Annotated in this window: 19 protein-coding genes; 10 read left to right on the plus strand and 9 right to left on the minus strand. The window is 33.9% G+C overall.

The features are described 5' to 3' along the window. The first annotated feature begins 141 nt into the window (after positions 1-141). The gene (locus tag MN187_RS06860) at positions 142-1587 is read left to right on the plus strand and encodes an MDR family MFS transporter (RefSeq protein WP_371821056.1); all 1446 of its coding nucleotides are present in this window, start codon (positions 142-144) and stop codon (positions 1585-1587) included. A 288-nt stretch (positions 1588-1875) separates the two neighbouring features. Here the strand turns inward: MN187_RS06860 and tkt are convergent, their stop codons facing one another. Then, positions 1876-3876 carry a transketolase gene (tkt, locus tag MN187_RS06865; protein WP_117973092.1) on the minus strand — a complete coding sequence of 667 codons (2001 nt, stop codon included), beginning with the start codon at positions 3874-3876 and terminating at the stop codon, positions 1876-1878. A 97-nt stretch (positions 3877-3973) separates the two neighbouring features. Beyond that, positions 3974-4216, minus strand: coding sequence for a DUF896 family protein (locus MN187_RS06870; RefSeq protein ID WP_117973093.1), 243 nt, complete (start codon positions 4214-4216; stop codon positions 3974-3976). A gap of 145 nt (positions 4217-4361) precedes the next feature. On the opposite strand from MN187_RS06870, the gene lexA reads away from it, so the two are divergent. The 6 genes from lexA to MN187_RS06900 all read left to right on the plus strand — a co-directional run bounded on the left by lexA (position 4362) and on the right by MN187_RS06900 (position 9980). Further along, positions 4362-4982, plus strand: coding sequence for a transcriptional repressor LexA (lexA, locus tag MN187_RS06875; protein ID WP_117973094.1), 621 nt, complete (start codon positions 4362-4364; stop codon positions 4980-4982). A 111-nt stretch (positions 4983-5093) separates the two neighbouring features. Beyond that, complete coding sequence (locus tag MN187_RS06880; protein WP_117973095.1) at positions 5094-5282, plus strand: hypothetical protein; 189 nt, start codon at positions 5094-5096, stop codon at positions 5280-5282. Between the two features lie 57 nt (positions 5283-5339). Continuing rightward, positions 5340-6374: a M42 family metallopeptidase gene (locus tag MN187_RS06885; protein WP_117973096.1), complete on the plus strand. Its 1035-nt coding sequence runs from the start codon at positions 5340-5342 to the stop codon at positions 6372-6374. A 359-nt stretch (positions 6375-6733) separates the two neighbouring features. Beyond that, positions 6734-7354 carry a 50S ribosomal protein L25/general stress protein Ctc gene (locus MN187_RS06890; protein ID WP_117973097.1) on the plus strand — a complete coding sequence of 207 codons (621 nt, stop codon included), beginning with the start codon at positions 6734-6736 and terminating at the stop codon, positions 7352-7354. A gap of 155 nt (positions 7355-7509) precedes the next feature. Beyond that, positions 7510-8682 (plus strand): hydroxymethylglutaryl-CoA synthase, encoded by a 1173-nt coding sequence (locus MN187_RS06895; protein ID WP_241699182.1) that lies wholly within the window; start codon positions 7510-7512, stop codon positions 8680-8682. Between the two features lie 20 nt (positions 8683-8702). Continuing rightward, positions 8703-9980, plus strand: coding sequence for a hydroxymethylglutaryl-CoA reductase, degradative (locus tag MN187_RS06900; RefSeq protein ID WP_117973099.1), 1278 nt, complete (start codon positions 8703-8705; stop codon positions 9978-9980). A 37-nt stretch (positions 9981-10017) separates the two neighbouring features. Here MN187_RS06900 and MN187_RS06905 read toward each other — a convergent pair whose 3' ends face one another. The 4 genes from MN187_RS06905 to MN187_RS06920 form a co-directional block, all read right to left on the minus strand. Next, complete coding sequence (locus tag MN187_RS06905) at positions 10018-11799, minus strand: oleate hydratase (RefSeq protein ID WP_117973100.1); 1782 nt, start codon at positions 11797-11799, stop codon at positions 10018-10020. A gap of 130 nt (positions 11800-11929) precedes the next feature. Continuing rightward, positions 11930-12709 carry a sulfite exporter TauE/SafE family protein gene (locus MN187_RS06910; RefSeq protein ID WP_241699183.1) on the minus strand — a complete coding sequence of 260 codons (780 nt, stop codon included), beginning with the start codon at positions 12707-12709 and terminating at the stop codon, positions 11930-11932. A gap of 68 nt (positions 12710-12777) precedes the next feature. Further along, positions 12778-14931 (minus strand): HelD family protein, encoded by a 2154-nt coding sequence (locus MN187_RS06915; RefSeq protein WP_242093670.1) that lies wholly within the window; start codon positions 14929-14931, stop codon positions 12778-12780. Positions 14932-15084: 153 nt separating this feature from the next. Continuing rightward, the gene (locus MN187_RS06920) at positions 15085-15228 is read right to left on the minus strand and encodes a hypothetical protein (RefSeq protein ID WP_158559439.1); all 144 of its coding nucleotides are present in this window, start codon (positions 15226-15228) and stop codon (positions 15085-15087) included. Positions 15229-15842: 614 nt separating this feature from the next. On the opposite strand from MN187_RS06920, the gene MN187_RS06925 reads away from it, so the two are divergent. The 3 genes from MN187_RS06925 (at position 15843) to MN187_RS06935 (ending at position 19548) form a co-directional block, all read left to right on the plus strand. Continuing rightward, positions 15843-16478, plus strand: coding sequence for a GntR family transcriptional regulator (locus MN187_RS06925; RefSeq protein ID WP_241699186.1), 636 nt, complete (start codon positions 15843-15845; stop codon positions 16476-16478). Positions 16479-16616: 138 nt separating this feature from the next. Continuing rightward, on the plus strand, positions 16617-17834 hold the full coding sequence (locus tag MN187_RS06930; protein WP_117973104.1) for a quaternary amine ABC transporter ATP-binding protein: 1218 nt from the start codon (positions 16617-16619) through the stop codon (positions 17832-17834). Beyond that, entirely contained in the window at positions 17827-19548 is a 1722-nt protein-coding gene (locus tag MN187_RS06935; RefSeq protein ID WP_242093672.1) for an ABC transporter permease/substrate binding protein, read from the plus strand. Before MN187_RS06930 ends, MN187_RS06935 begins: the two co-directional genes overlap by 8 nt. Before the next feature lie 39 nt (positions 19549-19587). Here the strand turns inward: MN187_RS06935 and MN187_RS06940 are convergent, their stop codons facing one another. The 3 genes from MN187_RS06940 to ahpF all read right to left on the minus strand — a co-directional run bounded on the left by MN187_RS06940 (position 19588) and on the right by ahpF (position 22383). Further along, on the minus strand, positions 19588-20409 hold the full coding sequence (locus MN187_RS06940) for a DUF1129 domain-containing protein (protein WP_117973106.1): 822 nt from the start codon (positions 20407-20409) through the stop codon (positions 19588-19590). A 4-nt stretch (positions 20410-20413) separates the two neighbouring features. Continuing rightward, complete coding sequence (locus tag MN187_RS06945; RefSeq protein WP_242093674.1) at positions 20414-20734, minus strand: PadR family transcriptional regulator; 321 nt, start codon at positions 20732-20734, stop codon at positions 20414-20416. Positions 20735-20856: 122 nt separating this feature from the next. After that, a complete protein-coding gene (ahpF, locus tag MN187_RS06950; RefSeq protein WP_242093675.1) occupies positions 20857-22383 on the minus strand; it encodes an alkyl hydroperoxide reductase subunit F in 1527 nt (508 codons plus the stop codon).

Raw genomic sequence — 22383 nt, forward strand, 5'->3', positions numbered from 1 at the left:
ATCTTCTTAGTTTTTTATCCTACGGCAACTGGTCAACATGACAAAATAAGATATTCTACGAAAAATGACAATAAATCATAAACATTTTCATTAGTTTTTCAAAAAAGTAGCGTAATATCACATTATATGATTTAAGGAGGGATTTTTACGGAACAACCAATTGTCAAACTCAAACATCGTAATATATTAGTCATTACAATTATTATTGGAAGTTTTGGCACTGTTTTAAACCAAATGCTTCTAACAACTGCTTATCCTGATTTAATGCGCCAATTTTCTGTCTCAACCTCAACGATTCAATGGCTGACAACCGGATTTTTATTAGTCAATGGTATAATGATTCCAGTTAGTGCTTATTTTATGAATAATGTTCCCACTAAAAAATTATACATTGGGGCGATTACTCTTTTTTTAATAGGAACCATTATTTGCTTTGTCTCAACTTCTTTTAACCTCTTATTATTTGGTCGAATCATTCAAGCTATGGGAGTTGGTATCTCACTTCCTCTTTTACAAACCATTATGTTAAGCATCTATCCTGAAAATGAGCGTGGTAAAGCACTAGGTATTGCAGGGATTGTTATCGGTCTTGCTCCAGCTATTGGTCCAACGCTTTCTGGTTGGGTTATCGATACTTTCAACTGGCGTTACTTATTTGGCTTACTTATCCCCATCATTCTTTTTGTTATCGTTCTATCTATTATTTTTATGCAGAATGTGCTTCCCTTGCATCCTTCAAAAATAGATATTCCTTCACCTATCCTATCCACTCTTGGTTTTGGTAGTTTACTTTATGGGTTTTCTCTTGTCGGAGATCATGGCTGGACAGATCCTCTTGTTCTTTTATTACTTATTTTAGGGACTGCCCTTGTGGTGATTTTCTGCAAAAGACAACTTAAAATCAGTAACCCTTTTTTGCGTATGGAGGTCTTTAAATCAAAATTATTTATTAATACAACCATTTTAAGTGGTATTGTGAATATGGCTATGGTTGGTGCTGAAATGGTACTCCCTCTCTATATCCAAAATGTTCGCGGGTATAATCCATTTCATTCTGGATTAGTGTTATTTCCAGGTGCTTTAATCTTAGGCATTATGATGCCCATTACTGGTAAATTATTTGATAAGTATGGAGAAAAATATTTATCAATTATTGGAATGAGTTTACTAACAATTGGGACTGCTTGTTTATGTACACTAAATGAAAAAACACCTATGCATTTTATCACCATTATTTACGGCGTCAGAATGCTAGGTGTCAGTATGGTTATGATGCCAATAACCACAGCTGGTATGAATTCACTACCTGATACTCTCATTAGTCATGGTTCCGCTGCAAATAATACAGCAAAACAATTATTCAGCTCTATTGGGACAGCCATCTTAATTAGTTTCCTATCTCAAGCAACCCTAAAAGATATGCCGCATAAATCACTTCTGTTAAGTTCTCCTATTACTTACAAATCAGATGTGTTATCTGCTACTTTACATGGTTACAATATTGCCTTTATCGTCGCAACACTATTTTGTGCAATGGGTCTAGCGCAAGCCATTTTTATGGGCATGAACAAATCTTTGAATAAATAAAATAAAAATCTATGTCAACAAAGTAACATTGACATAGATTTTTATAAATAATGATTAGTTTCATAGTTCTAAAACGTGTATGCATTGAAAGGAACCTTAGTATGTTTTTTGGAAGCATTCAAAACAATATAGCGAGTTAAAATAAGGCTTAGTCCTTAATCAACTTTTGTGGCGCTTTTTTTATTTTTACTATTATACAACACTATCTATTCACACCACTAACTAATTATAAATTATATCATAATAAACAAAAAAACCCGAAAGTTTAAAAACTACCGGGTTTTTTTATTATAAAGAATTAAATGTTTTTACAACATTTTCTACTGTAAATCCGTATTCTTCAATCACTTTATTGCCAGGTGCACTGGCACCAAATCGATCAATGCCCATCGTTTTTCCAGACAAGCCAACATAACGTTCCCAACCAAATGTTGCACCCATTTCGATTGATACACGCTTGCTCACTGATGAAGGTAACACACTTTCTTTATAAGCTGTATCTTGTGCGTCAAATAAAGTAGTCGATGGCATTGAAACGACTGACACATCCACGCCTTCTTTTTCATACAACGCTTTTTGAGCATCCATTGCCAATTTAACTTCTGATCCAGTCGCGATTAAGATTCCGTCTGGTGTGTCACGTTTTGATGGAGATAATACGTATGCTCCACGTCCCACGCCTTCATAGGCTTTTTCTTTTGTTCCTTCAAGAACAGGTAAGTTTTGTCTTGATAAAGCTAAAACAGTTGGTGTCTCCGTTGACGTTGCGGCCAATTTCCATGCAGCTGATACTTCATTGCCATCAGCTGGACGAATTAAGTTTACATTTGGTATCCCACGTAAGCTTGATAACTGTTCGATTGGCTCATGCGTTGGACCATCTTCACCAACCGCAATCGAATCATGTGTTAACACAAATGTGACAGGGGCTTTTTGAATCGCTGATAAACGTAACGCTGGACGTAGGTAATCAACGAATACAAAGAATGTTCCACCATAGACACGTGTTCCACCATGCAAAGCAATCCCATTCATTGCTGCTGCCATACCAAATTCACGAACCCCAAACCAAATATTACGGCCTTCATATTGTCCTGGTTCAAAATCTTTTTCAGCTGCCACCATGGTATTATTTGATGATGATAAATCGGCAGATCCTCCCCAGAATGATGGGATTTCTTTAGATAAGACTTGAATGGCTTCTTTACTTGTCACACGACTTGCCGCACTTTCACCAAGTTCATATGTTGGTAAAACAGATTCCAAATCAACTGTCACGTCACCTTTGAAGGCTTCTTCAAATTGTTTCGCTAGTTCTGGATAAGCAGCTTTATAATCAGCAAATTGTTTTTGCCACTCTGCTTCTGCTTTTTCACCTTTTTCTACCATATCAGCGTGGAAACGTGTTGCGACTTCTTCTGGTACAGTAAATGCTGGGTAATCCCAACCGTAAGATTTTTTAGCAAACGCCACACCTTCAGCTCCAAGTGGTGCACCATGAACTTTGTTTGTCCCTTCGTTTTCAGCACCAAACCCAATCACTGTTTTGACTTCAATCATGGTTGGTTTTGTAGTTTCTTTTTGTGCGGATTCAATAGCATTCGCAATTTCTTCTAAATCATTGCCATCTTTGACTAAAATGTGTTGCCATCCTGATGATTCAACACGACCTTTAACGTCTTCCGTAAATGACTTATCTAATGGTCCGTCTAATGAAATACCATTTGAATCATATAACACAATTAATTTACCAAGTTTTAAATGACCAGCTAAACTGATTGCTTCTTGAGAAATACCTTCCATTAAATCACCATCACCACATAAAGCATACGTGTAATGGTCAACGATATTAAATTGATCTTTGTTATATGTTGCAGCGAGGTGCGCTTCTGCCATCGCAAATCCAACACTCATCGCAATTCCTTGACCTAATGGACCAGTTGTTGCTTCTACCCCATCTGTATGATGAACTTCAGGATGTCCTGGTGTCAAACTATCCCATTGACGGAATTTTTTTAATTCCTCCATTGGTAAGTTATAACCTGACAAATGAAGTAAACTATAAAGCATTGCAGAACCATGTCCTGCCGATAACACAAAACGATCACGGTCTACCCATTGTCTTGATGTTTTAGGATTGACCTTTAAAAATTTTGTCCAAAGAGTATAAGCCATTGGAGCTGCCCCCATGGGTAATCCTGGATGTCCTGAATTTGCTTGTTGAACCATGTCTAAACTAAGGGTACGAATTGCATTCACACCTAGTTGATCAATTTGATCAAATAACATATAACGCCCTCCTATTTAGGTTTTTTTTACCTTTATTGTATTTTACATCTAATAATATTATTTTACAAGCGTTTTTATAGAAATAACACATGCAATTTTATCGATCATGTAATCCTTTTTCTTTTTGGATTTGTTTTAATTTCTCAGGAGTAACATCTGTCCCCTCTTCATCGACTACTTTCATTCCCTCAATGTGATTTCTCATACCTTTTCTAAAACTATGTAAATATTCTTCCCTCAATAATTGTTGTTCTTTTTTTTCAACGTCAGTTAGTCCCTCAGTTGTTTTTGCTTTCTTTGCTAGCTCATTAATTCTTGCTAATTTTTTTTCACTTAACATAAGTCACGACCTCCTTAAAGTACTACCTAAATAGTAGCTTAAAAAAGATAAAAAAACAATTATATATCGTTCAAACGTACGAACATGCGTTTGATTTTAAGAAAAAATTATGTTACACTCAAAAAAAAGGAAATGAGGTATCATCATGTCAACTAAACGTTCTTCTAGGCAATTAGACGTTTTAAAATATATTCATGAACAAGTTGAAAAAAAAGGGTATCCTCCAACTGTAAGAGAAATTGGAACAGCTGTTAACCTTTCATCAACGTCTACTGTTCATGGTCACTTATCACGTTTGGAAAAAAAAGGATTGATTACTCGTGATCCAACTAAGCCCAGAGCAATCGAATTAACAAATGAAGGGTTAAAAATGATTGGCGTTAACTCTCCTTTTATTCCAATGCTTGGTGTTGTAACTGCAGGTGAGCCAATCTTAGCTGTTGAAGAAGCATCAGATTTTTTCCCATTACCTCCTGACTTAAAATATGAACAAAACAGTTTATTCATGTTAACCATTCGTGGAGATAGTATGATAAATGCTGGGATATTTGATGGTGATCATGTCATTGTAAGAAAACAGTCATCTGCTATTAATGGTGAAATTGTTATTGCTATGACAGATGAAAATGAAGCAACATGTAAAAGGTTTTTTAAAGAAAAAAATCATATTAGATTACAACCGGAAAATGATACATTAGAACCAATTATCTTAAACAGTGTCGCTATTTTAGGTAAAGTGGTTGGACTTTATAGAAATCATATTTAATAAAGCATAACACTATGCTTTATTTTTTTCTTTACAAAGGGAACGGATGTTTGTATAATATATTCAAAGATAAGAACATATGTTCTATCAAATAGTTTAAGGAGTGGTTTTATGTTTGCTATCAGAAGATATGCTCTAATTTTAATTGTCTTAATTATTGGTGTTATTTTAGGTAATATGGGATTAGATGTTGCATTAATTATATTGACCCCACTTGTATTATTATGGTTAATGCTTTGGGATGAAAAAAGTTATCGTCGCTCTCAACAAAAACATAACCATCTATCCTATAAAAAATAAGCATTGCTTTTTATGAATGATTCATCTACCCTTAATTAAAAAGAAAGGATGAGTCATTTGTATAAAGATACTATTGAATTAACAAAGGAATTAACCAATATTCCTTCTCCAACGGGAGATACTAAAAAAATTATTGCATTTATTAGTAACCTATTAAATAAATCTGGTTATAAGCCTTGTATTAATAATAAAGGAAGTTTAATAATCACTGTTCCTGGAACAAATCAAGAGAAACAACGATTTATTACTGCTCATATTGACACGTTAGGTGCTATGGTTCGTGCCGTTAAACCAGATGGTAGGTTAAAATTGGACTTAATTGGTGGGTTTCATTTCAATTCAATTGAAGGTGAATACTGCACAATTCATACTCAAAATAACGGAGACTACACAGGTACGATTTTAATGCATCAAACTAGTGTTCACGTTTATAAAGATGCTGGAACAGCTAAACGCGACCAACAAAATATGGAAGTTAGAATTGATGAAAAAGTATTTTCAAAAGATGAAACAGAACAACTTGGTATTCAAGTAGGAGATTTTATTAGTTTTGATCCAAGAACAATTATTACACCATCAGGATATATAAAATCTCGTCATCTAGATGATAAAGTTAGCGCAGCTATTCTAATAAATTTTTTAATCAATCTAAAAGAAACCAAACAAACCTTGCCATACACAACCCATTTCTTCTTTTCAAATAACGAAGAAATCGGTTATGGTGGAAATTCAAATATTGATTCTCAAGTTGTTGAATATGTTGCAGTTGATATGGGAGCTATGGGAGATGATCAACAAACAGATGAACACACCGTATCTATCTGTGTCAAAGATGCTAGTGGTCCTTATCATGTAGACCTTCGAAATCATTTCGTGTCACTGTGCAAGGAGAAAAAAATTCCTTACCAATTAGATATTTATCCTTATTATGGTAGTGATGCATCTGCTGCAATGAAAGCTGGAGCAGATGTTAAACACGGGCTAATTGGAGCAGGTATAGAGTCAAGTCATGCTTATGAAAGAACCCATAAAGATTCTATTGACGCTACTGAACAATTAGTAAGAGAATATTTATTTAGTTCTTTATCATAACAAAAAAACAAACTCATGGAGTTTGTTTTTTTGTTTAAAACTATATCACTTGACCTTTTCTTCTTTTCGTCGTATGGTTAGTTCATAAGCTTATATTATAGTGTGGTTTAAAACCATGATGAGCAGGCAATATATGGATTGCTTAAGTCCTTAGTCACCATATTTAACTTATTAATTAGTATTTAATTATTAAGATTGCCTCAAAAGGTATAATATAATCTTATTGTTCGTTATTGATAAATTTAACACACTTATCAATATCACCTAGATTAATCGATTAGCTCATCACAACGATTACGTCTACATGAACTAAATAACGAACTAATTAAGATGTTATATTCTAAAGGAGGAAATTATTTATGTCAGTAGTGTTAAAAGTAGAAGAAAGAGCAACTAGACCAAGATCTATCCGCAGAAAACTTAGAGAAGAAGGACGTGTACCTGGAGCTGTAAATGGTAACGGTATACAAAATCTATCAATTTCTGTTGATGCCCGTCAACTTGAAAAAGATATTCGTGAAAATGGATTAAATGCTGTTTATGTATTAGAGTTAGACGGTAAAAAAATTAGTACATTATTACATACTTATGAATTAGATACATTCACTAAATCATGGATTCACGTAGAATTCTTAGCAGTAGATATGTCTCAAGAAACTGAAGTAGAAGCTGAATTATCACTTGTTGGAACTTCTAAAGGAGTTAAATCTGGTGGTATTCTAGAACAAAACTTATATAGTGTTATTGTATCAGCTACTCCAGATAAATTACCAGAACGTGTTGAAGTAAACATTGAAGATTTAGAAATTGGAGATTCTTTAGTAGTTGCTGATATTCCTAAACATGATGAGTTTACAATCATTACAGATGCAGAAGAACAAATTTGTGCTGTAGTTGAAATGGCTGCTCCTGTTGAAGATGAAGCTAACGATATCGTTGCAGAACCTGAGTTAGTTAATGCTAAACCTGAAGAAGCTTAATTAAAAAATATACTAAACAGAACTCTTTTTAAGAGTTCTGTTTTTTTATACTTTAAGAGATTACTAAAATCACTGAAGAAGTTCCACTCTTTATCTCTTTCTATGATAGAATACTTATAAATGACTCTTATTCTAAAAGAAAGTAGGTTAAATGTATGGTTGGTATAGATAAAATAAATTTTTACACCCCAAACACATATATTAAATTAGAAGAACTAGCAAATTATCGTGGGGTAGATCCTGATAAATTTACTATAGGCATTGGACAATCAAAAATGTCTGTTCCTCCTATAAGTCAAGATACAGTCAGCATGGCTGCAAATGCCGCCTATCCTCTACTTACAAAAAATGATTTAAATAACATAGATTTAATCGTTGTTGGAACTGAAACAGGTGTCGATGCATCAAAATCAGTTGCTTCATTTATTCATCAACTACTAGACATCCATCCTTTTGCAAAATCAGTTGATTTAAAACAGGCATGCTATGGTGCGACAGCCGGTTTAATGATGGCTGTTGACTTTGTTAAACTGCATCCAGATAAAAAAGCATTAGTAATTGGATCAGATATTTCACGATATGGACTAAATAGTTCTGGCGAAGTCACACAAGGAGCTGGTGCTATTGCAATGATTATCAGCTCTTCACCTAGTATTTTAGAAATTGAGGAAGTATCCGTTTCTATGACAAAAAGTATTTTTGATTTTTGGCGACCAAATTATTCTAAAACAGCCATTGTCGATGGCAAATTCTCAAATGAAGCGTATATTTCTTTTTTCAGTGAGTTATGGGTAGAATATTCTAAACGGACTAATCTATCACTAGAAGATTTTTCTGCTTTTTGTTTCCATTTACCTTATACCAAAATGGGGAAAAAAGCTTTACTACCAGTTTTGGAGAAAGAGGCACCAAAAAACAAAGACTTATTACTAGAAAACTACCAATATAGTACAAACTACTCTCGTGATATCGGAAATATTTACACTGGTTCATTGTATTTAAGTTTTATGTCCTTGATTGAACATGCGTCATCTTCTCTTACCGCAACTGATCGCATTGGTTTCTTTAGTTACGGTAGCGGTGCTGTAGCAGAAATATTTACCGGAAAATTAGTTGATGGTTTTAAAGATTCTTTATTAGCAGCTGAACATGAAAAACTATTAACCAATAGAATGGATTTATCTATCGAAGACTATACGACGATGTTTACCAAAGAATTAAGCATCGATTCAGATGGTAATCATTTGTTTAATCAAGATAAAACAGACAATGGCATCTTTTTCTTTAAAGGTACTGATAATCATCAACGTCTGTACGGTAAAAACTAAATTTCAAGGAGAGTATTTTAGTGACGAATTTATTTAATAAGTTTTATAAGAAAACACGAGATGAAAGACTCTCTATCTTACTTAGTGAGCATTATCTAGACGACAAAGACTATTGCTTGTTTAAAAACAATTCACCTTTAGATAATGACGTGGCTAATTCTCTGATTGAAAATCAATTAACTCAATTTCCACTTCCTTTAGGTGTTGCACTGAATTTTCTGATTGATGGTGAAGAAAAAATCATTCCAATGGTTGTTGAAGAGCCTTCTGTTATAGCTGCTTGTAGCAATGCTGCTAAATTAGCTAGACCCAATGGTTTTAAAACATCTATCGAAACTTATTTGAAACGCGGGCAAATTATCTTAACAGGCGTAACGAATCCAAATGACGCTAAAAAGCTAATTTTGTCACAGGTTGATATAATTAAAGAAGTCGCAGATAACGCTCACCCATCAATCGTAAAACGTGGTGGCGGGTTAAAAGAGATTACTTGCGACATTTTTGAATCTGAAAACGGTGATGATACATTTTTAACTGTGTATTTATTAGTAGATGTCCAAAAAGCTATGGGAGCGAATATTATTAATACGATTCTTGAAGGGGTCACCCCACTTATTGTTGATTTAGTCGGTGGTGAAGCACTGATGTCTATTTTGAGTAACTATAACACCGAATCCCTTGTCACTTCGACTTGCTCGATTCCTTTTGATAAACTTGGAAATCAATCAACTAGTGGGAAAAACATTGCTCAAAGAATTGAAAAAGCCACTCAATATGCCAACCTCGATACATATCGTGCTGTCACTCATAATAAAGGCATCATGAATGGTATTGATTCTGTTGTTATTGCAACAGGAAACGATCCGCGAGCTGTCTCGGCTGCTGCTCATGCATATGCTAGCAAGAACGGTACGTATCAAAGTATGACAGAATGGCACGTGCAAGATGAGTACTTAGTTGGGAAACTGACTTTACCGATGTCAATTGGTAGCGTGGGAGGAGCTATTTCGGTTCTTCCTATGGCACAAGCAAATTTAAATATGATGTCTATATCAACGTCTGAAGAACTTGCTAGAATAATTGTTTCAGTAGGTCTTGCTCAAAACCTTGCCGCACTAAAAGCACTGGTTAGTGATGGTATTCAAAAAGGGCATATGAAATTACATGCAAGCTCTTTAGCTATACAAGTTGGCGCCACTGGGGATGAAATAGAACAAGTCACAGAAAAACTAAGACAGTCTCCCCATATGAATACCCAAACAGCCACAGATATTTTAAACCAATTAAGACAAAAATAAAAAGCAACTCCAGTTTCATTTGAAGTTGCTTTTTCAATTATAATAAATGATTATCTTTTAATAACTCTTCAACAAATGTGCCTTGAATTTTTTTCAGTTCATGTTTTTCAACCTTACTCATTAACCAAGGTACTTTTATTTCAGGGAGAGTTTTCTTATCTGTTAAATAATAAGTTGCACGAAGTAATGTTCGAATATCAAATGCTGATGCGAATACTTCAGGTACGCCTCTATCAACGTCCATTAATTCATACACAGCTTCCATCGCTGTTCTAACAGAATACTCTGTTGTAAACACTGTGTCTCGTTTCGTTTCAGCAAAATTTCCAATGAATGCTAGATTTTTAGAACCATTTGGGACAACTAATGGTCTATCACCATTTGCTCTTGGCATAAAGTAAGACGTAATAAATGGCATATAAGTTGGGATAACATTAACAGAATTTTTAGCTAAATCATCAATCTTATCAACGGGTACCCCGATATGATACAACCATTCTTTCGCTATTTCTTCACCAGTACATGAGGTAATTGGTTTCTTCACATAATTTCCATCTTTGTTTGAACACAATGCGTAAAACCAGATAACTAATTCATCTTTAGGTTGTTTTTTAAAGTGCGGTTGACGATTAATAGTGTAACTTTGACGCCAATTTGAATCTTCAGAATAGACAATCCCACCTGTCACAACACGACCTGAATAAGGATCTCTTTTACTGATATTTTCAAGATATGGTGCTATTTTTTTATCTAATGTTGTAATTGTAGCTGATATAACCCAGCTTTCACTTGGTAAGTTTTCACAGAATTTTTCTGGGTGACCAAATTCATCACATTGTTCAGCTAATTTTTTCCATAGATTCCAACTACCACCAAGATCTTCTGTACTTGGAATTGGCGCTGGTGTTGTTTGTGTACCATAAGTTGAACTTTCAGTGATTGAACCATTTGTTACAAACACTAAATCGTCTTCTTTTAACTCGATTGTTTGTTCTTTACCGTCTACTATTAATTCTAATTTTTCAGCTATTTTTTGATTGTTAGAACAATTCACGATGATATTATCAACTTTTGTATTGTATTGAACTGTCACACCTTGCTCAGTTAAATAGTCAACTAATGGCATCACCAGAGATTCATACTGATTGTATTTTGTGAATTTCAATGCACTAAAATCTGCTAATCCATCAATATGATGCACAAAACGCATTAAGTAGCGACGCATTTCCATTGCTGAATGCCAGTTTTCAAAGGCAAACATTGTACACCAATATTTCCAAAAATTAGAGTCAAAAAATTCTTGTGAAAAGACTTCATCAATTCTTTTATCTTGTAAGTCATCTTCTTTAGTTAAACACAATGAGATAATTTCTTTTAATCCCTTTTCAGTCAATGTAAATTTTCCATCCGTATCTGATTGAATACCTTGACTATGAATCAAGCGACATTCGGATGAGTTGGGGTCTTCTTTATTTAACCAATAAAATTCATCTAATACTGAGGCATTTTCTACCTCTAACGATGGAACTGAACGATATAAATCCCATAAACATTCAAAGTGATTTTCCATCTCACGACCACCACGTATAACAAAACCATAGTGATCTTTATCAATGCCATCAAGAGATCCACCTGGAAGTGGTAACTCTTCTAAAATCGTAATTTTATTACCTGGTAATTGAGCATCTCTGATTAAAAAAGCTGCTGCAGATAATGAGGCTAATCCTGAGCCTACTAAATAAACAGCTGAAATTTTATCTGTTCTTTCTGGTTTCTTTGGTCGAGCAAATGCTTCATAATTTCCATTACTTGTATACATTATCATAACCTCCAGTATTTGTTTCTACTCTTACTAAAGACTATTCTAACGCACACAATCTAAAAAAACATTTTATTTAACGCGTTTAAAATGACAAAAGAGACCATTTGTTCCTCAAAAGTTAAAATTCTTATAAGAATAATTTGTACGCATTATAAAAATTGACAAAAAGAACTCCAATTATCACAAATTGATAAATTGTCGTCACTTTTTCTGACGATACTATTTTACTTAAATAGGCTCCTAAAAAGCCACCAATAATACCAGCTGGAATGATATATATAAGTAAACTTAAATCAAATTGAGAAAATCCGGTACTTACTGAAATCGTGATAACCTTTGATAATTGTGAAAAAAGAATCGTAATAATAGAATATACTGTGGCATCTTTAATGGGTACTTGAAACAGCATCATCAATAGAGCCACATTTAAAGGTCCTCCCCCTATTCCTAGAAAACTAGCAATCGCTCCTAAAAATAACCCACATCCTAGAATAGAAATCGTACTGTTTAACTGGTACCCTCTCCAGTGCTTTTTACTATATGCATATGAAAAGAGTAACGTTGCAACAATCAAGACGATTTGAACCAATGAGACGATCTTTTCAGAAGGCATGATACCAACTAATTTGTCCAATCCAAGACTGCCAAATATACCACCTAAGACAGAACCAAAAGATAGCCATAATGCAAATGACCAATTTATTTTAATCCCATTTTGTGCTTGCCTGATTGTTGAGACGATCGACATACTTAAAACAGCTACAGTTGAGTAAAATGAAATACTTAATACGTCATGAAATCCTAATGTATCAAATAATGGTTTGATGATCACTCCTCCACCCATACCTGATACGGCACCTATACTATTTGCAAAAATAATAATGAAAAAATAAACCCAACCAACCATGTTTTCCCTCCTAAAAAAGACTACTTACCTCCTAGTTTATCGGGTGATAAGTAGTCTGTCTATTAATATTAAAATAAATAAGATAGAAGTGGCGAGATGTTTTTATCGTACGCAATATACAGTCGATTCATAGCACGAGAAAAGGCTGTATATAGTATTTTTTGATCTCTAATGTCATGGTAATGCTCACTTGACGCACCCCAGAGTAGCACATTATCAAATTCAAGACCTTTAGCTAAGTTAATACTTGTCACCTGCACATTCAATGACTCGTCAAACCAACGTTCAAGTAATTCTTTTTCGTCCTCTGTTTTAACAATAATGGTTAATGTTTCGCCGTTCAATTCTGTTAAAATATCCGTTACGATTGTGTTGATATCAGATAACTCGTTATACTGAATCAGCACAGGTTCGTCTCCTTGTGGTCTGATTGGCACAATTGTTGCATTTTTTGATAAAGATAATTCATTAAATGCTTTCGTAATAGCCCCTGTCGAACGATAACTCGTCAATAGTTGATAGGTCGTTAATTCTTTACCATCAGAGGTAAACAATGCTTCAATTGCTTTAAATGGTGTGTTTGTATTAAAAATAGCCTGATTCTCATCCCCCACCATAGTAAAATCACTTTTTGGAAACAACAACAGTAAGAATTGTAACTGTGCTGGAGTGTAGTCTTGTACTTCATCCACTAAGACAAATCGCATATTTGGCATAGTAAGTCGTTCTACGTAATAATGTGTAATCGTCAATATTGCAATAGCTTCATCTAACGTAATAGGAGCCATTTGTCTTTGATATGTGACACCCGAAAATCCTTTAAATAATTCATTAAATAAAATCTCCTGATTTAGCCAACGATAACGATTGATTTGCTGTGTTACTTTTTTATATTTCTTTCTTAAAAGTTGTTCAGCATAACGTGTTAAGCTTTTTTCAGAATCATCTTGGATTAAATGCCCAAAGTATTTTTCTTGTTGCTCTTCTGTTAAAGATGTGACTTGGTCATGGATTTTTTTAGTTCTAGATTGTTTGATTAAACGTTGATTCCAACTACTTAACAAGCGTTGTTTTACTCCTTGTACTCGGTCAACATGCGGACTATTGTTTGGTGTTTCATCAAATAATTGTTTGATATGTTCCTTTGAAATAATCGTTTTATCACGTAGTGTAATATCATCAAACAATTTACTACTATCAAACTCTCGATAAACATTATCTTTTATGTAATGAATAAACTGACCATCTCTTAAGTACTCTGTTTCTTTTGACACGCTCTCTTTAGAAATTCGTTTGAAATAATTTTCTTCTGACTCAATATGTCGACGCATATAACTTTGAGCAAATTGTAACAATGTCATGTTGCGTGGATTTTTTTCTCCTAATGATGGCAATACGTCTGACACATATTGAATAAACGCTTTGTTTGGAGACAGTATCAACACATCATCAGAGGTAATGTCATCTTGCATATTATATAGTAAGTACGCGATTCGTTGCATAATAGCTGATGTTTTCCCACTACCTGCCACTCCATTGACTAACATATAAGGCGTACTTGTGTCACGAATAATCACATTTTGTTCTTTTTGAATTGTCGCTGTGATGTCCCGCATTTTTTTGGTATCATCTTTTGCTAAAGCATCGAGCAATACATCATCTTGAATCGACACCATCGTATCGAAATAAGTAATCAGCTTGTCTTTTTCAATGACAAATTGACGTCGTTCTTCAATGGATGTTTCAATGGCATTTCCTCTCACGTTATATAATGAAGGGCCTATTTCATTATTATAGAATAATTCAGCTATTGGAGAGCGCCAATCATAAATCAAGTTATCATTATTAGCATCTGAAAAACCATGCATCCCAATATAAAAAGACTCTGGCTCTTCTTCATCTAAAAAATCGACTTTAATTTTTCCAAAATATGGATTTTCTAATAATCGATTAACTTTATCTAAAGTGACTTCACCATTTCTAATTTTGATATTATACTGATCAATTTCACGATTTTTCATTTCTATTTGCGAAAAACTATCTAACTTATCAGATATGCCATCTACATTTAGTTTAATGTCTTCTGTAATTTTGCTCATCATCGTTTGACCAGATTGCTTTGTTTCATTTAACCACTCACTAAGTGTTTTCTGTGTTTTCTGCAACTGATGATACGTTGATTTCAAATAATCTTCTTCTTGTTGTCGAATTTTTTCAGACAATGATGTTCATTCCTTTCAACATGGAACTGCATTATTAAAGAATAATCATATCATCATTTTTTTTCTAAGACAAGATAAGAACACTCGTTTAGCGAAATAATCTAAAAGACTGCGGTAAATACTTAAAAAGTATCCCCGCGGTTTACCCTATTTTTATTTATACATATGTAATGGATAAGTAGTAAATTCTACTTCGTTTAATTTTTCTGCTGTGATAAATCCTGCTGGTGCTTGTAATAATGATGGAGTGCGATTCACAACAGTCGCACATGTATGAGCCAAGGATACATGAAACATTGGCGTTAAATCTTAACGCATTAAAAGAACAACAAAAAAATTCAGCAACAAATCAATATCACTGAAATATTTTTAAATAATAACATGATTTACCAAAAAAATAGAGAAATTCAATCTTTTGAATACCAATCATTCCCAACTCGTTACCTATATACGTACACAATTGATGTCAATATCTATGATTTATCGAGCATGTAATATGAAAGATATCTGAGACAGTTCAGTCATGTTGAGTCTATCATCAAACAGATTGATTTACTTCAAGATACTCTTTACTCCAATAATTTTTTCGTTTTTTGTTCGGCTGATTTGAACCATTTATCAAATGTTGTGACTTTAAAATCTAGCGAATTTGTAATTGATTACTATCAGTCTTTCGTTAAAGAAAAAAAGATGTTTCATAGCCTTTAAAGACAAAGTGACTACCTCACACAGACGAATTAATGGTGACTATTTATGTGAAGTTATCAGAAAAATGTCACATACTTCAAAACTAGAGAGAAATATGTTTATTAGAATCCAAATACCAGTTAGTCAATAAAAAACCTTTTTGCATTTTAGTTCTTTTTTTAGTACGATAGCGATAATAAGTAACGTAGAAAGGGTCGAGCAACATGGTCAAACATAAAAAAATTATATTACCTAAGTATCAACAAGTGGCAATTGAAATTGCTGAACGAATTGATACGAATTACTATAAAGTTGGTGACAAAATTCATGCCAGATCAACTTTAGCTAATACTTTTAGTGTATCACCCGAAACAGCCAGAAAAGCTGTCAATATTTTAGTTGATGTTGGTATTATGGAAGTCAAACATGGCAGTGGTGTCATTGTAGCATCAAAAGAAAAAGCAACTTCTTTTTTATCACAATATAAAGATGTCCAAAATATTGAAGAAATCAAACAAGACTTACTAATGAATATTCAACAACAAAAAAAGGAATTGGATGACTTAACTGATTTAGCGAATTTACTTGTTTCTCAAACAAAAAAAATCAATCATGCCAATCCACTTCTTCCATCTGAGCTACTTTTAACAAACGAAGCAAAGTATCTCAATCAAACCATCAAAGACTTAAATATATGGCAAGAAACATCCGCAACAGTTGTCGCTATATTACATGACCAACAGCTTCTCGTATCACCTGGTCCTTACGCAAAAATAACTGCTGGTGACATTTTATATTTCATTGGAGATGAATTTTCAAAACAACGTCTCTCAAATTTTTTTTATCCATCTGAATCCTAGTTATATCAAGCCTTATTATCATTTTATTTTCAGAAAATATGATAATAAGGCTTTTTTATCTTTGACAAAGTGACCATTTCGTTATAACATAGTGTGGTCACTTCGAGTAAAAAAGAAATTATATAAAGGAGTTTTGTAATGACTAAAGTAAAGGTTGAAAATTTGACCAAAATTTTTGGTAAAAAACAACAACAACAGGTTGCTTTACAAATGGTAAAAGAAAAAAAATCCAAAACAGACATTGTCAAAGAAACTGGGGCAACTGTTGGTGTATATGATGTTAATTTCGACGTCAAAGAAGGCGAAATTTTCGTTATCATGGGGCTTTCTGGTAGTGGTAAGTCAACATTAATTCGGCTAATTAATCGAATTATTGAGCCAACTTCTGGTGATATTTATATTGACGGACAAGATATTGCCAAACTTGATAAAGATGAATTAAGAGAAGTAAGACGTCATAAAATGAGTATGGTATTCCAAAATTTCGGCTTATTTCCACATCGTACAATTTTAGAAAATACAGAATATGGTTTAGAAGTTCGTGGTGTTGAAAAAGAAGAACGACAACAACGTGCCGAAAAAGCATTAGAAAATTCTGGTTTACTTACTTTTAAAGATCAATACCCTGATCAATTATCAGGTGGGATGCAACAACGTGTAGGATTAGCACGTGCCTTAGCAAATGATCCAGAAATCTTATTAATGGACGAAGCCTTTTCAGCTCTTGATCCATTAATTCGTCGTGAAATGCAAGATGAGTTAATTGAATTGCAAGATAAAGTGAAAAAAACCATCATCTTTATCACCCATGATTTAAATGAAGCTTTAAGAATTGGTGATAGAATTGCTTTAATGAAAGATGGTCAAATTATGCAAATTGGTACTGGTGAAGAAATCCTAACAAATCCAGCCAATGATTACGTCCGTGAATTCGTTGAAGATGTTGACCGTTCAAAAGTCTTAACGGCACAAAATATCATGGTGCCTGCAATAACAACTAATCTTGATATTGATGGACCAAACGTTGCCCTACAACGTATGAGAAGTGAAGAAGTTAGTATGTTAGTTGCTATAAATAAAAAACGTGAATTACTAGGTACTATTACAGCAGATGCTGCTGCAGAAGCTAGAAAAAACAAACAAACACTACATGATGTCTTAGATAAAAATATTATTACAGTGGAAAAAGATATGCTAATTAGTGATATTTTCCCTCTCATCTATGATTCTCCAACACCACTAGCTGTTGTTGACAATGAAGATAACGATCGCTTGTTAGGTGTTGTGATTCGAGGAAGCGTGATTGAAGCACTAGCTGAAACAACTGATGAAAATGAGGTGATGGATAATGAATAGTATACTAATGAATGCTTTACCAGTTGCAGACTGGGTAGAAAATATCACAGATTGGTTTACAAATACCTTTTCAGGATTATTTGCTTTGATTGAAACTTTAGGGAAACAAATAATGGGGGGCATGACAAATTTATTAATGGCCATTCCACCACTGATTTTTATTATTTTAATGACTGCTCTAGCTTTCTATATTTCAGATAAGAAAAAAGGGCTAACTGTTTTTACAGTCCTTGGTCTATTGTTTATTTTAAACCAAGGTCTCTGGGCTGATTTAATGAATACAGTGACACTAGTTTTAATTTCAAGTGTTCTCTCTATTATTATTGGTGTGCCGCTTGGAATTTTAATGGCTAAAAGTGATAAAGCTCAAGCTATTTTAACTCCTATCTTAGATTTTATGCAGACAATGCCTGGTTTTGTTTACTTAATTCCAGCTGTTGCATTCTTTGGTATTGGGATGGTTCCAGGGGTTTTTGCGTCCGTTATTTTCGCATTACCACCTACTGTTCGTTTTACCAATTTAGGAATTCGCCAAGTCCCAGAAGAATTAGTTGAAGCGGCCGATTCATTTGGTAGTACAGGAAAGCAAAAATTATTTAAATTGGAATTACCTTTAGCAAAAAGTACTATCTTAGCTGGTATTAACCAAACAACAATGCTTGCCCTATCAATGGTAGTTATTGCATCAATGATTGGTGCTCCTGGTTTAGGTCGAGGTGTATTATCAGCCCTACAACGTGCACAAGTTGGTAATGGGTTTGTTAATGGATTAGCTTTAGTTATTTTAGCGATTATCATTGATCGATTCACACAGTATGTCAATAAACCACGTGCTAAAAAAACAAAAGCTACAAATCCTAAGCAGAAAAAAGTAACAATTATTGCAGCTGTTGCAGTTTTAGTTGCTGCCATTGGGTCATCTATGTTCCTAGCTTCAAATAAATCAAGTGATAAAAAAATTAACTTGGCTTATGTTGAATGGGATTCAGAAGTTGCTTCAACACATGTCTTAGCCGAAGTATTAAAACGTCAAGGGTTTGATGTTGAAACAACACCACTAGATAATGCTATTATGTGGGAATCTGTTGCAACAGGAAAAGCTGATGCTAGTGTGTCTGCTTGGTTGCCAAGTACTCACAAAGCTCAAGCTGATCAATATAAAGACAAAATTGATATTCTTGGTCCAAACTTAGAAGGAGCAAAAGTTGGTTTAGTTGTTCCTAGTTATATGGATGTTTCTTCTATTGAAGATTTATCAAACCAAGCTAATAAAACTATTACGGGTATTGAACCTGGCGCTGGAGTCGTAACAGCTGCTAATAATACAATTAAAGCTTATCCAAACTTAAATGATTGGAAAGTTGAAACATCTTCTTCTGGAGCAATGGTTGTTGCTCTTGATAAAGCGATAAAAAATAAAGAACCAATTATTATTACAGGTTGGACTCCTCATTGGATGTTTAGTAAATATGATTTAAAATATTTAGAAGATCCTAAAGAAGCGATGGGCGCTCCTGAACAAATTAACACATTTACTCGTTTAGGGTTGAAAGATGATTCGCCAGAAGCTTATAAAATCCTAAAAAACTTCAACTGGACAACCGAAGATATGGGAACAGTCATGTTAGCTATTAATGAAGGAGAAAGTCCTGAAGTAGCTGCAAAAGAATGGGTCGACAACAACCAAGATAAAGTTGAAAGTTGGTTAAAATAGAACCAAAAAAAGAAACTCGTAAATTTACGAGTTTCTTTTTTATTTGTCTTCTTCTAAAATAGATTTTTGAGAAAATCTTGCAGTTAAAAAACTACCTAATAATATCACTATGATACTTCCTATCATGACAGGCTCTGATTCAAACCATTTTTGTGTCTGTGGCAATCTACTTATTGTAGTAAAAAAAGTAATTCCCCAACCAAAGACTAGGTAACTATAATAGGGTTTATTTTTTCTTCTGATAATAACATACGAAACAACTATCATTGCAATAACTATAACAAAAATTGACAGGTATAAAGGAAGCGGAATAGATAAAAACCTATTTCCTATCATAACCGAACCAATGTAGCCCACTGTTAACAATCCGCCAATAACGAAAGCACCTATATATTCTAGAATTTTTGATTGCTTACTGACTTTAAACGTCATTTTTTCTAAATATTTAAACACACTAAATACTAACAACATGCTAAGTACTCCATTTAATAAAATGGTCAAAATATTTATTGAAGGATTTCTTTGTGTGAGTGTACTAAATAAAGAAAATCCTGAGCTAATTCCAAACACCATATAAAATATGGATAATTTTTTTCTTAAAGGAACTTGTGGCATCTCTTTGAACAACTCATCTAAATAACTTTTCGGTTCTTTACCGAAATAATCTTCAGCTGAAATACCTGATTCTTGTGCATCAAGTAAATCATATAAGATATTTAATAATGCCGTTTCAATAATCTCATCATCGCCAAACAATCCTTTAAATCGTGTATATAGTAATATTTTCTCATAATATTTTTTATTCTCTGGTGTTAATTTATCTCTTAACTCATTATTTTTTTCAATCATTTCCTCTATCATTACCTTATCCCCTTTTTAATATGACATTCACAATGTCACTGAGTTTTTCCCATTGATCATCAAACTCTTCCAAACGGTCTATTCCCTCTTCTGTGAGCGAGTAATACTTACGATTTGGGCCATCTGGCGAGGCTCTTAGTTCACCAGAAATCATATGTTGCTTTTCCAATTTTTGTAATAAAGGATACACTGTCCCCGCACTTAAATCGGCGAACCCAAACTGAATTAATTTTTGAACTAATTCATAACCATATGTTGTCTCATCTTTTAAGATAGATAGTACACACCCTTCAAGAATCCCTTTTAATAATTGAGTTTGTTTCATGTTCTCCTCCACTACTATGTCATACCAACTACTGAATACAATATATCACAATACAACTACTATGTAAAACATAATAGCGTGCAAAAAAAAACTGACCCCATAATCGGAATCAGTTTTTTTAGTTATTGACGAATTAAATAATCAAACGCACCTAAAGCAGCTGTTGCACCACTTCCCATAGAGATAATAATTTGTTTGTACGCACTATTTGTACAATCTCCTGCAGCAAAAATGCCTGGAACATTAGTCATACCATGGCTATCAACTAAGATTTCACCACGATCTGTTGTATCAATTGTGTCTGGCAACCATTCTGTATTGGGTACTAACCCAATCAAAATGAACACACCACTGACATTTAATTCATGTTGGTCTTTCGTATTAACATCTTCATAAACTAATTTTTCAACACTATCACTACCCTCAATTGATTTAGTTGCCGCATTCGTTATTACCGTAACATTGGATAATGAATATAACTTATCTTGTAACACTTTATCGGCTTTTAATTCAGGTAAAAATTCTAGTACATAAACATGTTTTCCCATACCAGCTAAATCAATAGCAGCCTCAATACCAGAATTTCCTCCACCAATAACTGCAATGTCTTTTCCAGCAAAAAGCGGTCCATCACAATGAGGGCAATAGGCAATCCCTTTATTTTTAAATTCTTTTTCACCAGGTACGTTGATGTTTCGCCATCTAGCACCAGTTGAGATAACCAATGATTTTGTTTTTATCACTGCGCCACTTTTCAGAGACACTTCGACAAACTCATTTTTTTGAATATCAGTTGCTCGTTGATTTTTCATAATATCAACATTGTATTGGTTCACATGCTCTTCTATCTGATTCATCAGCTGCGGACCTTCTATATAAGGAGTTCCGATGACATTTTCAATGCCTAGCGTATCCATCACTTGTCCACCAAATGTATCAACTACCATTCCAGTACGGATTCCTTTTCTTGCGGCATAAATGGCGGCAGCTCCACCAGCAGGTCCTCCACCAATCACAAGCACATCATATGGATTTTCTTGATCGATATCACTGATATCAACACTACCAAGAATTTTTTCTAAAATAGTACTTAATTCCATACGTCCACTTGAGAATTCTTCACCATTTAGAAAAACGGTAGGCACAGCCATGACTTTTTTTTCATCAACTTCGTCTTGATACATACCGCCTTCAATCATCGTGTGAGAAATGTTTGGATTAACAATACTCATGATATTTAGTGCTTGAACGACATCTGGACAATTATGGCAAGTTAGGCTCACAAACGTTTCAAATGATAATGGTTGATCTATTTTTTTGATGGTTTTAATGACAGATTCTTCTACTTTAGGTGCTCGCCCACTAACTTGTAATAAAGCCAATATAAAAGAAGGAAATTCATGTCCTAAAGGTAGTCCTGCAAACGTCACACCACTTGTTTGACCGGGTTGGTTGACTTCAAAACTTGGTGTTCTGTTCAGACTACTCTCTACAAGAGTTAGACGTGACGATAATTCACAAACACTAGTCAAAAATTCTCGTACTTTATTAGATGGCTCACTCTCATCTAAACTAGCTTTAAACTCAATATCTGATTCAAGTAATTCTAAATACTGTTTTAATTGTGCTTTTGTTTCATTATCTAACAT

This window comes from Vagococcus sp. CY52-2 (assembly GCF_022655055.1).
In the GTDB taxonomy this organism is placed as follows: domain Bacteria; phylum Bacillota; class Bacilli; order Lactobacillales; family Vagococcaceae; genus Vagococcus.

Excerpts from the sequence above, each read along its gene's own strand:
- tkt (WP_117973092.1), bottom strand. The coding sequence starts at position 3,876 with ATGTTATTTGATCAAATTGATCAACTAGGTGTGAATGCAATTCGTACC.
- MN187_RS06870 (WP_117973093.1), bottom strand. The coding sequence starts at position 4,216 with ATGTTAAGTGAAAAAAAATTAGCAAGAATTAATGAGCTAGCAAAGAAA.
- lexA (WP_117973094.1), top strand. The coding sequence starts at position 4,362 with ATGTCAACTAAACGTTCTTCTAGGCAATTAGACGTTTTAAAATATATT.
- MN187_RS06880 (WP_117973095.1), top strand. The coding sequence starts at position 5,094 with ATGTTTGCTATCAGAAGATATGCTCTAATTTTAATTGTCTTAATTATT.
- MN187_RS06890 (WP_117973097.1), top strand. The coding sequence starts at position 6,734 with ATGTCAGTAGTGTTAAAAGTAGAAGAAAGAGCAACTAGACCAAGATCT.
- MN187_RS06895 (WP_241699182.1), top strand. The coding sequence starts at position 7,510 with ATGGTTGGTATAGATAAAATAAATTTTTACACCCCAAACACATATATT.
- MN187_RS06905 (WP_117973100.1), bottom strand. The coding sequence starts at position 11,799 with ATGTATACAAGTAATGGAAATTATGAAGCATTTGCTCGACCAAAGAAA.
- MN187_RS06910 (WP_241699183.1), bottom strand. The coding sequence starts at position 12,709 with ATGGTTGGTTGGGTTTATTTTTTCATTATTATTTTTGCAAATAGTATA.
- MN187_RS06920 (WP_158559439.1), bottom strand. The coding sequence starts at position 15,228 with ATGTTTCATGTATCCTTGGCTCATACATGTGCGACTGTTGTGAATCGC.
- MN187_RS06925 (WP_241699186.1), top strand. The coding sequence starts at position 15,843 with ATGGTCAAACATAAAAAAATTATATTACCTAAGTATCAACAAGTGGCA.
- MN187_RS06930 (WP_117973104.1), top strand. The coding sequence starts at position 16,617 with ATGACTAAAGTAAAGGTTGAAAATTTGACCAAAATTTTTGGTAAAAAA.
- MN187_RS06935 (WP_242093672.1), top strand. The coding sequence starts at position 17,827 with ATGAATAGTATACTAATGAATGCTTTACCAGTTGCAGACTGGGTAGAA.
- MN187_RS06940 (WP_117973106.1), bottom strand. The coding sequence starts at position 20,409 with ATGATAGAGGAAATGATTGAAAAAAATAATGAGTTAAGAGATAAATTA.
- MN187_RS06945 (WP_242093674.1), bottom strand. The coding sequence starts at position 20,734 with ATGAAACAAACTCAATTATTAAAAGGGATTCTTGAAGGGTGTGTACTA.
- ahpF (WP_242093675.1), bottom strand. The coding sequence starts at position 22,383 with ATGTTAGATAATGAAACAAAAGCACAATTAAAACAGTATTTAGAATTA.